Source organism: Streptomyces sp. NBC_01454 (assembly GCF_036227565.1).
Classification (GTDB): domain Bacteria; phylum Actinomycetota; class Actinomycetes; order Streptomycetales; family Streptomycetaceae; genus Streptomyces.
Window position 1 is genome coordinate 2,478,411 of the sequence record NZ_CP109460.1, and the last position, 13,031, is coordinate 2,491,441.

The 13,031-nt window shown below is 72.9% G+C and carries 12 protein-coding genes and 1 pseudogene; 8 read left to right on the forward strand and 5 right to left on the reverse strand.

From position 1 onward, the window contains the following. Positions 1–129 precede the first annotated feature (129 nt). From gcvH to OIU81_RS10685, 3 genes are all read left to right on the forward strand, one after another. Positions 130–507, forward strand: coding sequence for a glycine cleavage system protein GcvH (gcvH, locus tag OIU81_RS10675; protein WP_329146206.1), 378 nt, complete (start codon positions 130–132; stop codon positions 505–507). 98 nt (positions 508–605) lie between these two features. Beyond that, on the forward strand, positions 606–1,865 hold the full coding sequence (glyA, locus tag OIU81_RS10680; RefSeq protein WP_329146208.1) for a serine hydroxymethyltransferase: 1,260 nt from the start codon (positions 606–608) through the stop codon (positions 1,863–1,865). Positions 1,866–2,382: 517 nt separating this feature from the next. Next, a complete protein-coding gene (locus OIU81_RS10685; protein WP_329146210.1) occupies positions 2,383–3,768 on the forward strand; it encodes an L-serine ammonia-lyase in 1,386 nt (461 codons plus the stop codon). Positions 3,769–3,892: 124 nt separating this feature from the next. Here the strand turns inward: OIU81_RS10685 and OIU81_RS10690 are convergent, their stop codons facing one another. Then, positions 3,893–6,193 carry an ATP-binding protein gene (locus tag OIU81_RS10690; protein ID WP_329146212.1) on the reverse strand — a complete coding sequence of 767 codons (2,301 nt, stop codon included), beginning with the start codon at positions 6,191–6,193 and terminating at the stop codon, positions 3,893–3,895. 232 nt (positions 6,194–6,425) lie between these two features. Then, positions 6,426–7,220 carry an alpha/beta fold hydrolase gene (locus tag OIU81_RS10695; protein ID WP_329146214.1) on the reverse strand — a complete coding sequence of 265 codons (795 nt, stop codon included), beginning with the start codon at positions 7,218–7,220 and terminating at the stop codon, positions 6,426–6,428. Between the two features lie 629 nt (positions 7,221–7,849). Here OIU81_RS10695 and OIU81_RS10700 point away from each other — a divergent pair. The 3 genes and pseudogenes from OIU81_RS10700 to OIU81_RS10710 all read left to right on the forward strand — a co-directional run bounded on the left by OIU81_RS10700 (position 7,850) and on the right by OIU81_RS10710 (position 9,530). Continuing rightward, complete coding sequence (locus OIU81_RS10700) at positions 7,850–8,254, forward strand: ATP-binding protein (RefSeq protein WP_329146215.1); 405 nt, start codon at positions 7,850–7,852, stop codon at positions 8,252–8,254. 287 nt (positions 8,255–8,541) lie between these two features. Continuing rightward, a pseudogene (locus OIU81_RS10705) lies at positions 8,542–9,021 on the forward strand (PP2C family protein-serine/threonine phosphatase); the annotation flags it as partial. Positions 9,022–9,119: 98 nt separating this feature from the next. Then, positions 9,120–9,530, forward strand: a complete 411-nt coding sequence (locus tag OIU81_RS10710) for an ATP-binding protein (protein ID WP_329146217.1) — start codon at positions 9,120–9,122, stop codon at positions 9,528–9,530. Positions 9,531–9,585: 55 nt separating this feature from the next. Here the strand turns inward: OIU81_RS10710 and OIU81_RS10715 are convergent, their stop codons facing one another. From OIU81_RS10715 to OIU81_RS10725, 3 genes are all read right to left on the reverse strand, one after another. Next, positions 9,586–9,879, reverse strand: a complete 294-nt coding sequence (locus OIU81_RS10715; RefSeq protein WP_329146219.1) for a hypothetical protein — start codon at positions 9,877–9,879, stop codon at positions 9,586–9,588. Between the two features lie 190 nt (positions 9,880–10,069). Further along, positions 10,070–10,786 (reverse strand): phosphatase PAP2 family protein, encoded by a 717-nt coding sequence (locus tag OIU81_RS10720; protein ID WP_329146221.1) that lies wholly within the window; start codon positions 10,784–10,786, stop codon positions 10,070–10,072. Then, complete coding sequence (locus tag OIU81_RS10725) at positions 10,783–11,388, reverse strand: phosphatase PAP2 family protein (RefSeq protein WP_329146223.1); 606 nt, start codon at positions 11,386–11,388, stop codon at positions 10,783–10,785. Before OIU81_RS10725 ends, OIU81_RS10720 begins: the two co-directional genes overlap by 4 nt. Positions 11,389–11,634: 246 nt before the next feature. Here OIU81_RS10725 and OIU81_RS10730 point away from each other — a divergent pair, with 246 nt between their 5' ends. Then, complete coding sequence (locus OIU81_RS10730) at positions 11,635–12,063, forward strand: BlaI/MecI/CopY family transcriptional regulator (RefSeq protein ID WP_329146225.1); 429 nt, start codon at positions 11,635–11,637, stop codon at positions 12,061–12,063. Continuing rightward, positions 12,060–13,025: a M56 family metallopeptidase gene (locus OIU81_RS10735; protein ID WP_329146227.1), complete on the forward strand. Its 966-nt coding sequence runs from the start codon at positions 12,060–12,062 to the stop codon at positions 13,023–13,025. The genes OIU81_RS10730 and OIU81_RS10735 overlap by 4 nt, the downstream gene beginning before the upstream one ends. The last annotated feature ends 6 nt before the right edge of the window (positions 13,026–13,031 follow it).

Consider the following 13,031-nt stretch of genomic DNA (forward strand, 5'->3'; position numbering starts at 1 on the left):
CGGCGCGCTCCCCCGGGAGCCGACCACGGCGCGCGCCCGCGCGTCTCACTGTGCAAGACCCTCCCCCGGCCGCGCGCCAGGGGCGACCCCCTTTCACGACCACACCCTCGCGTACAGGAGAATCGAGCCATGAGCAACCCCCAGCAGCTGCGCTACAGCAAGGAGCACGAGTGGCTGTCGGGCGCCGAGGACGGCGTCTCGACGGTCGGCATCACCGAGCACGCGGCCAACGCGCTCGGCGACGTCGTCTTCGTGCAGCTCCCCGAGGTCGGTGCCACGGTCGCGGCGGGCGAGACCTGCGGCGAGCTGGAGTCGACCAAGTCGGTCAGCGATCTCTACTCGCCCGTCGACGGGGAGATCGCCGAGATCAACGAGGACGTCGTCAACGACCCCTCGCTGGTGAACTCCGCCCCGTTCGAGGGTGGTTGGCTGTTCAAGGTGAAGACCAGCGGTGAGCCGGCCGAGCTGCTCTCGGCCGACGAGTACGCCGCCTTCATCCAGAGCTGAGCCGCCGGCTCCCCGTCCGCCCCCGCCCGAGCGGAAGCCCCCCGGCCGCTGCGTCCGGCCGGACCCCGATCGCGCCCCTGACTCCCCCAGGAAGACTCATGTCGCTTCTGAACAGCTCCCTCCATGAGCTCGACCCCGATGTCGCCGCCGCCGTCGACGCCGAACTCCACCGTCAGCAGTCCACCCTCGAAATGATCGCGTCGGAGAACTTCGCCCCCGTCGCCGTCATGGAGGCCCAGGGCTCCGTCCTGACCAACAAGTACGCCGAGGGCTACCCCGGCCGCCGCTACTACGGCGGCTGTGAGCACGTCGATGTGGTCGAGCAGATCGCCATCGACCGCATCAAGGCGCTCTTCGGCGCCGAGGCCGCCAACGTCCAGCCGCACTCCGGCGCACAGGCCAACGCCGCCGCCATGTTCGCCCTGATCAAGCCGGGCGACACCATCCTGGGTCTCAACCTCGCCCACGGCGGGCACCTGACCCACGGCATGAAGATCAACTTCTCCGGCAAGCTCTACCACGTGGTGCCCTACCACGTCGACGAGAAGACCAACCTGGTCGACATGGAGGAGGTCGAGCGCCTCGCCAAGGAGCACCGCCCCAAGCTGATCGTGGCCGGCTGGTCCGCCTACCCCCGCCAGCTCGATTTCGCCGCGTTCCGCCGGATCGCCGACGAGGTCGGTGCCTACCTCATGGTCGACATGGCGCACTTCGCCGGCCTGGTCGCCGCCGGTCTGCACCCCAACCCGGTGCCGCACGCCCACGTGGTGACCACCACCACCCACAAGACCCTGGGCGGCCCGCGCGGCGGCGTCATCCTCTCCACCCAGGACCTGGCCAAGAAGATCAACTCCGCGGTCTTCCCCGGCCAGCAGGGCGGTCCCCTCGAGCACGTGATCGCCGCCAAGGCCGTCTCCTTCAAGCTCGCCGCCTCCGACGACTTCAAGGAGCGCCAGCAGCGCACCCTCGACGGCGCCCGGATCCTCGCCGAGCGCCTGGTCCAGGACGACGTCAGGCAGCACGGCGTCTCCGTGCTGTCCGGCGGCACCGACGTGCACCTGGTCCTGGTCGACCTGCGCGACAGCGAGCTGAACGGGCAGGAGGCCGAGGACCGTCTCCACGAGGTCGGCATCACCGTCAACCGCAACGCCATCCCCAACGACCCGCGGCCGCCGATGGTGACCTCGGGTCTGCGTATCGGCACCCCGGCGCTGGCCACCCGCGGCTTCACCGCCGACGACTTCCGCGAGGTCGCCGACATCATCGCCGAGGCCCTCAAGCCCGCCTACGACGCCGACGCCCTCAAGGCCCGGGTCACGGCCCTGGCCGACAAGCACCCCCTCTACCCGTCGCTGTGACGCGTCTCATGCGCTGACCTCCCCGGCCCGCCCTCGCCGGCGGGCCGGGGGGCGACGGGACGGGACGGAGGCCGACGGCTCGGTGGAGCCCGGGGCCACCACCCCGGGCTCACGCCCCGCCCCTCTCCGCCCCCTTGCCCTCCTTCTCTCCCCTCTCCCCCTTCGCCCCCTTCTCTCCGTTCTCCCCCTTCGCCCCCTCTCTCCGTTCTGCGGAATTCCGGGGTGTCCGGCGCCCTGACCGGCCTCCCGGTCCTGCCCCGGCCGACCGACCCCGCCTCCGCGTCCCGGCCGGCCCACCACCGGGGCTCCGACGGCCGGCAGCCGTGCGGGGCCCGGCATCCACCGCGGCTCCGCATCCCTCCCGACACCGGCTGTTACCTCCGGCGACGGATACCCGCCGGCTTCCGTCCGGAGGCAGCGCGTCCGGTCCGCGTTACGCTCGACAATCGGCGCAGAAACGTACCTCCTGCTCCATTGCTCCACCGTCCACCACGAGCAGACAAGGGAGTCCGCCCCCGTGGCCATCTCCGTCTTCGACCTCTTCTCCATCGGCATCGGCCCCTCCAGCTCCCACACCGTCGGCCCCATGCGCGCCGCGCGGATGTTCGTCGGACGGCTCAAGAAGGACGGCCTGCTCGCCCAGACGGTCAGCGTGCGCGCCGAACTCTTCGGCTCCCTGGGTGCCACCGGCCACGGCCACGGCACCCCCAAGGCCGTCCTCCTCGGCCTGGAGGGCCACTCCCCCCGCACCGTCGACGTCGAGACCGCCGACGACGAGGTGGAGCGCATCCGCACCACCAAGCGCCTGCGGCTGCTGGGCGCAGAAATAGGCGGCGCCCACGAGATCGACTTCGATGAGTCGTCGGAGCTGATCCTGCACCGCCGCCGCGCCCTGCCCTACCACGCCAACGGCATGACCCTCTTCGCCTACGACGGCACCGGCGCCCCGCTGCTGGAGAAGACGTACTACTCCGTGGGCGGCGGCTTCGTCGTCGACGAGGACGCCGTCGCGGGCGAAAACCCGATCGTGCCCGACGACACCGCCCTGACCCACCCCTTCCGCACCGGCGACGAGCTGCTGCGGCTCTCCCGCGACACCGGGCTGTCGATCTCCGCCCTGATGCTCCAGAACGAGAAGGCCTGGCGCACCGAGGACGAGATCCGCACCGGGCTGCTGGAGATCTGGCAGGTCATGCAGTCCTGTGTCACCCGCGGTATGAGCCGTGAGGGCATCCTGCCCGGCGGCCTGAAGGTCCGCCGCCGCGCCGCCCACTCCGCCCGCCAGCTGCGCTCCGAGGGCGACCACAGCGCCCGCGCCATGGAGTGGACCACGCTCTACGCGATGGCCGTGAACGAGGAGAACGCGGCCGGCGGCCGGGTGGTGACCGCCCCCACCAACGGCGCGGCCGGCATCATCCCCGCCGTTCTGCACTACTACGTCAACTTCGTGCCGGGCGCCGACGAGGAGGGCGTCGTCCGCTTCCTGCTCGCGGCCGGCGCGATCGGCATGCTCTTCAAGGAGAACGCCTCGATCTCCGGCGCCGAGGTCGGCTGCCAGGGCGAGGTCGGCTCCGCCTGCTCGATGGCCGCCGGCGGCCTGGCCGAGGTCCTCGGCGGCTCGCCCGCCCAGGTCGAGAACGCCGCGGAGATCGGCATGGAGCACAACCTGGGGCTGACCTGTGACCCCGTCGGCGGTCTGGTCCAGATCCCGTGCATCGAGCGCAACGGCATGGCCGCCGTCAAGGCCGTCACCGCCGCCCGCATGGCCCTGCGCGGCGACGGCCACCACCACGTCTCCCTCGACAAGGTCATCAAGACCATGAAGGACACCGGCGCCGACATGAGCGTCAAGTACAAGGAGACGGCGCGGGGCGGGCTCGCGGTGAACATCATCGAGTGCTGAGTTGTAGGCCCTGAGCAGCGCGCTTGTGTTTTTGGGCGCTGGTCAGGGCCTTCCCTGCTCGCACCGCGGAAAGTCCCGCACACGTCCCCGGGACCAGGTGAAAGCCCATGGGCGTCGCGCTCTTTCAGGACCGGTGGGTGGCAACCCAGGCCGCGACCTGAGCGCGTGAGGTGAAGCCCATCTTGGTCAGGATGCGGTCCACGTGCCCTTCCGCGGTGCGTCGGGAAATGGTCAGCCGGGCCGCGATCTCCTTGTTGGTCATGCCCTCGGCGACCAGGTCGGCGACTTCTCGCTCGCGGCGGGTCAGGGGCGCGGACGCCTCCTGGGCGGGCGGCGGTGGACCGGACGAAGACGAGTCGTGCAGTGCGTAGGCGACGGCTTGCTCCAGGGTCAGCGCTCGGCCCGCTCGGGTGGCGGCGTCGAATGCGGCGGCGTCCAGTGCCTTGCGCAGCTGTGCCTCGAACTTCTGGTGGCCCGTCTGGAGATGGCCCAGTCCGGTGAGCGTCGATCCGGCGACCTGCCATGCCGCGTCGGCCGCGCCCATCAGCGTCGCGGCACGTTCGTGGAGTCCCGCGGCGGCCGCGCACCACCCCAGTACCTCCAGGCACTGAGCCACTCCGCACTGGTCGTAGGACTGGGGCTTGTCCCTCAGGGCATGCCGCACCAGAGTGCCCGTGCGCGGATACAGCCCGCGCCGGTAGTGGTCCAGGCCCTGGGCCCACAGCGCATGGGTGCGCGACCACGCGGCGCCGTGGTCGTCGCACAGCGCCAGGAACCGCTCGGCGTGGACGGTGGCGGCGGGGTCGTCGAGACTGACACAGGCGCTCGTGAGCATGCAGGCGGCGACGGCGGCACTGCCGGCGTCCCCGGCGGCCTGATGCCGGGTGAAGGCCTCCTCGAGCAGCACGCTCGCGCGGGGGAAATCTGCTTGGAAGAGGGCCACGAGCCCCTCGAGATGCACCGCGCCCCGGGCCAGCTCCCGCTGTTCTCCCAGGACGGCCGCCATGGCCCGGCACTCCTCCAGCCGCGTCCGCGCGGCGCGGAGGTCTCCCTGGAGCACGGCCACCAGACCGTCCACGAAGAGTGCCCTGGCCCGGAGGAGGCTGGGCTCGTCATCGAGTGCGAGGGCTCGGCCGAGCCAGCGGCGGCCCTCGTGGAAGGACCCGTAGCCGAGCGGGTGGCTCCACAGGGAAGCCGCCAGGCCCATCGCGACCTGTGCCTGACCCGGCTCGCTCGTGGTGAACGCGAGTGCTGCCTGGAAGTTGGCGTGCTCGATGCGCAGCCGGGTGAACCAGGCCATCTGGTCCGGCCCGAACCATGCGGTTTCGGCTTGCCCGGCCATCCGGCAGTAGTAGTCCCGGTGCCGTTCACGCAGCACGGTCTCCTCGCCCGAGACGGCCAACTGCTCCCGCCCGTATTGGCGCAGTGTTTCCAGCAGCCCGTACCGCATGCGCGTGCCCTGCTCCTCGCAGGTCAGCACGGACTTGTCGACCAGGCCGGTGATCAGGGGGAGGACGTCTTGCCGGTCAATTCCCGCACCGGAGCAGAGCTGTTCGGCCGCTTCCAGATCGAAACCGCCGGACAGCACCGAAAGCCGCGCCCACAGCAGTCGCTCCTGGCGCGTGCACAGATCGTGGCTCCAGTCGATCGCCGCCCGCAGGGCCCGCTGGCGCGGCGGGGCGGTCCGCGGCCCGGCGCCGAGCAGCCGGAAGCGGTCGTCGAGACGGCTGAGGATCTGAGGCGCCGACAGGACCCGCATCTGGGCTGCCGCCAGTTCGATCGCCAGCGGCATCCCGTCCAGCCGACGGCAAATCTCCTCGGCCACCGCGGCGTTCTGCGAGGTGAGCGGGTAATCCGGCCGCACGGCGACGGCACGATCGGCGAACAGGGCCACTGCCTCGCTGTGCTCCGCGGACACCACGGGAGCGGACAGCGTCATCGGCGGCACCGGGAAGACCCGCTCCCCGCTCACCGTCAGCGCTTGACGGCTCGACGAGAGCACCTGCAGCTCGGGGCTCCGGGCCAGCAGGGTCGCCACCAGCTCCGCGCAGCCGTCCAGTACATGCTCGCAGTTGTCCAGTACCAGGAGCATCCGCCGGCCCGCTATGTGTTCCACGAGGCGGGTCAACGGGTCACTCAGCGCCTCGCGGCCAACCCTCAGCCGCGCCGCGACGGTCTGGGCGACCTGTTCCCCGGCCTCCAGCGCGGCCAGCTCCACCAGCCACACGCCGCCGGGAAAGGACCGCCGTACGTCGGCAGCCAGGCGCAGCGCCAGCCGGGTCTTGCCGATCCCGCCGGGCCCGGTCAGGGTCACCAGTCGGCCGCGCGAGAGCAACGCCCTGGCCTCGGACAGCTCACGCCGCCGCCCGATGAACCGGGTCATCTCAGCAGGCAGCGTGCCCGCCTCCTGCACGTGACCGCCCATGCTCCGACCCTAACCGTCCCCGATACGGCGGGCAAACACGTGTACGGGCCGGTATATCCGGTATACGGCGAGAGGGACGTGCCCTTTCGTGAACCGTCCCGCTCCGCCTCTCCCGCCCTCCACGGCCGCCTCGCACATGATCCGCAAGCGCCGCTGTACTGACCGCAACCTCTCGCGCGCACGGGCCGCGCCGATGGGGGCCGCGCCACCGCCGGCCCGGCCCCCATCGGTCTCAGGCGCGGTGCTGGTGGAGGAAGTTGGTGATGAGCTGCTGCCACTCCTCGGGCCGCTCGACCATGGGCAGGTGGCCGGTGGGGATCTCCGCGAGCTCGGCGCCGGGGATGTTCTCGGCGAGCCGGCGGTGCAGGGCGGGGGGCGCCATGTGGTCGACAGTGGTGGAGATGACCAGGGTGGGGACGCGGATGCCGGCGAGGTCGTCGCGGACGTCGATCCGGCTGACGAGGTCGGCGTGCTCGACGGTGCCGTCGGCGATGTCGGCGGCGGCGTAGGCGATGACCTGCTCGAGCTGGTCGGCGGGCATGGCCTCCATGGCCTGGGGGCTGAGGGCGTGCGGGAAGAGGAACTCGCTCACCAGACGGCGGTCGCCGGTGGCGGCGAGCTTGCCCCAGACCCTGACGGTGAGGGCCTGCTGGTTGTTGGGGTGGGCCATGGTGGCGGACAGGACGAGGGCGGTGACGCGCTCGGGGTGGCGGGCGGCGGCGCGTATCGCGACGGGACCGCCGAGGGAGTAGCCGTGCAGGGCGAAGGTCTCCAGGCCCTCGGCGACCGCTGCGGCGACGAGCTGGTCGGCCAGGTCGTCGAGCATCAGCGGGCTGGTGGAGCGGGGGGTGTCACCGCTGCCGGGGTAGTCGACGCCGACCACGGTGTGGTGGGCGGCGAGGCCCTCGAGGATCGGGCCGTAGGTGCCGGCGATGCTGCTGCCGGCGCCGTGGGCCACGGCCAGGCCCGGGCCGGAGCCGAGGACGGTGCGGGCGAAGGTCGCCTCGGGGAGGGTGCGTGCGGACATGAGTGATCAATCCTTCTGGGGTGGTGGTGCTCAGTGGGGTGGGGGATGGAGGACGGCCGGGGGCGACGGCAAAGGAACCGTGCGCGGCCCCTGTTGCCGACCCGTCAGCCGCGAGGCGCAGCCGTCGGCCTCCGGGAGCGCACTCCCGAACGGTCCCCTGAACGCCTCGCCCGGCGTGACCTTCAGGGCACCTTCAAGGCACGGCCCGGTGCCGCGGGACACGGCCGCTCACACGGCCGCTCACACGGCCGCTCACACGGCCGCTCACACGGCTGCAGCATGGCGACGACAATCCCCCGTACCTCGATGGGCACTTATGTGGTGTGCCTCCGCGCGGGCGCGGAAGCAGCAGGCCCCACCACTCTCCCGGTACGCCGCGGTCCTGGGCAGGCGAGAAATACGGGTATCGCTACCTGCTCCGTGCGTACCCGTGCCCCGCATGCCACCAGCGGCGACGTCCATCGGAGGCGTTGCCCGGCCGGACCGACCGACCGATCACTTCACCATGACGGGAATGAGGAGGCAGCCAACAGGTAGTGGTCTGCGTAGTCTCCGCCTTCTCGCCGCAAGGCGGGCCTCCTGGCCTGAGAGGCGTTCCACTGCTGCGCCGATCACCCTCGGTGAGGACGATGGAAACCACGCAACAGCTCTCACCGGCGCTCCGGACGCCGATCCATGCCCCCGGCGACGGCTCTCGCGACGACGATGCTGCCGATTCGGTGGTGCTCATGGTGTCGGAGCTGGTCACGAACGCCGTGGAGCACGCTCAACCGCCGCTCGTCCTGCACGTGTCCCGCGAGCACACGGCTCTTCGGGTGTGGGTGGGAGTCACCGATGGCGGCCCCGCGACACGGGAAGGGCCCTGGACGTCGTCCTGTGCATACGAGGAACACGGGCGCGGCCTGAGCATGGTCAAAGCCCTGGCCAGCGCGCACGGTGCCCACAGTCACGGGGGTGGAACCACTCATTGGGCCCGCATGCCCGTGGCGTACGGGGAGCTGCTGCTCATGGCCGACGAGTCCGGCGAGTCCTGACCGGCCTTATTCCTTGGCCCCTTCCTTGGCCCCTTCCTTGCCTATTCCTTGGCCTCTTCCTTGGTCCTACGCGGCTGTCGGGCGCTCGCGGGCCCGGAGTCCGCACGGAAATCACCCGGGAGCGGACGACGGCGTCGGCGCTGCAGCGCACCCTGCTGCCGCAACAGCTACCGGCGCTCAGTGCCGTGGAAGCGGCGTCGCGCTACCTGCCGGCCAGGGGCCATACCGAGCTGGGAGGCACCTGGTTCGACGTGATCCCGCTCTCCGGCGCACGCGTGGCGCTGGTGATGGGAGGTGTGGCCGGGCAGGGCCTGCAGGCGGCGTTGGCCATGGGGAGGCTGCGCATCGCGTTGCGGACGCTCGCCGATCTCGACCTCGCTCCCGAGGAGTTGCTCACCGTGCTGAACGACCAGATCAACCGGTTCATGGACGAGCCCGGTCCGGACGCACGGGGCGAAGGGCTCACCGGCGGCGCGGCCGGGAGCACGTGCGTGTATGCCGTCTTCGATCCCCTCTCGCGGCGATGCACCGCTGCCGTCGCAGGCCATCCCCTGCCCGTGCTGGCGTCGACGGACGGGCAGGCCGTGCTGCTCGATCTGCCCGGTGGGCCTCCCCTCGGCCGCAGCGGAGCCACCTTCGCGAGCGGCGAGGTGACGCTCACCGACGGAGATGTGCTCGTGCTGTACACCAGGGGCCTGGTGGAGTCCGGGCGGCGAAGCCCCGACACCGGCCTCGAACGGCTCCGTGAGCTCCTGTCCGGCCCCGCCCTCACCTCGACCGTCAGGCTCGAACGTGTCTGTGAGGCGGTGGTCAGCCGCCTCCTCCCCGGCAGCCGCAGGACGACGCCGCTCTGCTGGTCGCACGGGTGCGCGGGCTGGATCCGGACCGGCACGCCACGTGGGAGCTGGCAGCCGAGCCCGAGGAAGTGGGCCGGGCACGTGCGCGGGCAACGGCGAAGCTGTCCGAATGGGGCCTGGAGGAGCTGGCGTTCAACACCGAGCTGGTGGTCAGCGAACTGGTCACCAACGCCCTCCGCTACGGCAGCCCGCCGATCCGGCTACGACTGATCCGCGATCGCACCCTGATCTGCGAGGTGACGGACGGCAGCAGCACGTCCCCCCACGTCCGGCGCGCGCTGGAGACCGACGAAGGAGGACGCGGCCTCTACATGGTCGCGCAGCTCGCCGAGCTCTGGGGCACCCGCTACCACACCCGTGGCAAAACCATCTGGGCCCAACAACCGCTCCCTGACGGTCTCCTCGCGTCCCCGCCGTAGGGCCGTCGGCAGGACCGGTGGTCCCGTCGTCGTGGCCGGCCCGTGCGTCGGTGCGCTAGCGGCCGACTTCCCAGGCGAAGGGTGGGAGTTCCCGGGCCCGGGAGTAGATGTCCAGGGACTGGCGGGCGGGGACGAAGGGGTGGACCCGGGCGCCTTCGAGACCGGCGAGCAGGCGGGCGCAGTGGTGGACACAGCCGGCGACCTCCCGGCCGTGGCGGTCGACGATGGTGGCGGCGTCGTGCCGTCCCTCACACGGGGTGGGGTCCTTGACGGCGGCGGCCGGGCAGCGGGCGGCGGACGCGGCGGCGGCCGGGCGCGGCACGGGGAGGTCGGGCGGCTGGTTCCTCATGGTGGTCCCCCTGGCGGTGCGGTGGTACGTGCCGTGGGCTGCCGGTGGCGGGTCGGCCGGAGCGCGTCCGCCGTACCGGTGCCCAGGACAGTGCTGCTCGGCGCGGGGGGCGTCCATGCCGCCTTGGCGAAGACCTGGTCGGATCGTCAGCTCTTCATGGGAATGGCTGGTGCGGGGGCATACGGCCGGGTCAGGAGCGGTCCGGGCGGGGCACGGCGAACGGCTCCAGGAGCAGCGCGAGGCAGAGCAGTACGGTCGCCAGGAGCCAGCCGCCGAGGACATCGCCCGGCCAGTGGACGGCCAGGTAGACGCGGGTGAGGCCGACACCGGCGGCCCAGAGGGCGAGCACCGTCCACCAGGCACGGGCGGCCGCGGGCCGGACCCGCCGCGCGATGCCCCAGGCGAGGATGCCGGCCGCCAGCGCCGAGGTGGTGGCGTGGCCGGAGGGGAAGGCGTAGCCGGCGGCGTACCCGGCCCAGTCGGCGGCCGGCGGGCGGGGACGGGCGAGCAGCTCCATCAGGCCGTAACGGATGCCCTGGCCGACGGCGAGGGCGAGGACGGCGCAGCCCACCGCGCGCAGCCGCCCCCGCGCGCCCCGGGCGGCCAGCAGCCCGGCGAGCACCGCCATCGCATACGGGACCGGGCCGGTGCCGGTGGCGCTCAGGGCACGGGCGAGCGAGCGCAGTGGCTCCCCGTGGTGCGCGGCGGACCAGTGGACGGCGGCCCGTTCGGGGGCGAGCGGGGCACCGTGGCGTACGGACACCGTGACGGCGAGAGCGGTGAAGAGCGCCGCGCAGACCGCGGCGACGGTCAGGAGCGGGCGGGCGCCGGGGCCACGCCGTGCCGCCGGCCCTTCCGGCCCCGGCGGCGGCCCTTCCGGCCCCGGCGGCGGCCCGGGCGCCGTCACCGGGCAGCCACCAGGGGACGCAGCCGGGTGGCACGGATCCGTTCGACGGCGGGGCCCGCGTGGCGGGCGAGGGGGGCCAGCAGCCAGGCGAGGAGTGCGCCGACGAGCAGGCCGGCGACGACGTCGTGCGGGTAGTGCGCGCCGACCCAGATGCGCGAGGCCGCCATCAGGAGGGCGGCCGGGACCGCGATCCGGCCCAGTTGCCGGTCGGCCAGCAGCAGGGCGACGGCGGCCGCTGCCGCGATGGCGGAGTGGTTGCTGGGGAAGGACCAGTCGCCGGGGGCGGGGCAGGCCTCGACGGTGACGGTGTGCAGCGTCTGACAGGGCCGCTGTTCGTCGAAGAGCGTCTTGACGAGGGAGTTGGCGGCGTAGACGAGGACCACGACGACCGGGGCGGCCAGTGCGGCGGCCATCGCGCCGGGGGCGCCGCGGCGCGCCCGCCACCAGCCGATCAGCATCAGGACGGCGAAGAGGCCGAGGCCGTAGTCGGTCCCGTAGGAGATGAGGGTGTTCAGGCCGGACGGGGCGTGCTGCGCCAGGCCGGTGATCCAGGTGTACAGGCCGCCGTCTATCGAGGCGCCGCCGAAGGCGAGGTGGTTCACGGGTGCTCCTTGGCGGTTCAGCGGTGGCACGGTGGTGCGGACGGCGCGGGGCGCACCCCGGGGCAGTGGCCCGGCGCCCGGTGACGTGGCGGGCAACCCCTCTCACCTGCGGAAGTGCAGTGGCGGCGGCGATGTCGGCGGCCGCTCCCATAATGAGTGACGGGCCTGCCCCACGACCGACCGGCCGACTACAGTCACGTAGACGGTCCTCGGAACTGTAGACGACGAAAAGGTGAAGGGCGTTCCATGTCGGAGACAACACCTGCTCAGCGGCGCCCTGCCGGAGAGCTGGAGGCGAGCGTGCTCGCGGCGCTCTGGGTGGCCGGGAGCCCGCTGAGCCCGGCCGGGGTGCAGAGCGCACTGGGCGGCCGGCTGGCGCGCACCACCGTCACCACCATCCTCACCCGGCTGCACGACAAGGGAGCGGTGTCCCGCTCCCGGGCCGGCCGCGGCTTCGTGTACTCACCGATACACGACTCCGCGGGGCTGACCGCCCGGCGGATGCGCAGTGAGCTCGACAAACAGGACGACCGCGGCACCGCCCTCGCCCGCTTCGTCTCCCAGCTGACCAGCGAGGACGAGCAGCTGCTGCGGTCCCTGCTGGAGTCGGCGGAGGACGACGCCCCCGGCCGGCCGCCCGCCGCCGGGCAGCCCGGCTCCGGAGCCGGCCCGTGATCATCGCCGTCTGGATCCCGCTGCTGATGCCGCTGCTCGCGGTGCCGGCCGCCCGTCGCCTGGCCGAGTCGCTGCCCCCGCGCGCCGCCGCCTGGCTGCTGACCGGCTGCGCCGCCGCGCTCGCCGGCTGTACGACCGCGGCGCTCGGCCTGCTGCTGGCCGCCGGGGTGCTGCGGCTGCCCCCGGTCGCCGCCCTGGGCCACCTCTCGCTACCGCTGCTCGGCGACAGCGGCGACGGTGCCGTGACCGTCCCCGTGGCCGCTGCCGCCGCCGGTCTGCTCGGCGCCTGCGCCCTCGCCGTCGCGCGCCACGCCCGCCGCCACCGCGCCGAGCTGCGCACCGCCCGGCACGCCACCGGCGCCCACCCCGCCTCCGGCGATCTGGTCGTCCTCCCGGACCCCACGCCCGAGGCCTACGCCCTGCCGGGCCGGCCGGGCCGGGTGGTGGTCACCGCAGGGATGCTGCGGACGCTGCCCGCGGCCGAGCGGGAGGCGCTGTTCGCCCATGAGCGCGCCCATCTCGCGGGCCGCCACCATCTGTTCCTGCTCACGGTCACGCTCTCCGCGGCCTGTCATCCGCTGCTGCGCTCGCTGCGCGCGCCCCTGGCGTACGCCCTGGAGCGCTGGGCCGACGAAGCCGCCGCGTCCCGGGTGGGCGACCGCCGGGTCACGGCCCGGGCCATCGGACGCGCCGCGCTGGCCGCCCGCCCGGATGCCCGGGCGCCGCACCGTCCCAGCGGTGTGCTCGCCGCGACGGCCGGCCCGGTGCCGCGCCGGGTCGCCGCCCTGCTGGCCGACGAGCGGGCGACGGGTCACGCCCGGGTACGGGCCGGCTTCCGGTGCCGCCGGCTGATCGCCGCGGCCCTGCTCGCCTGCGTCGGCTTCTCGGCGGCCGCCGCCCTGGACGCCGCGGCCGATCTGCACGAATCGGTGGAGGTGGCCCAGGGGGAGGCGGCGCACTGAGGGCGC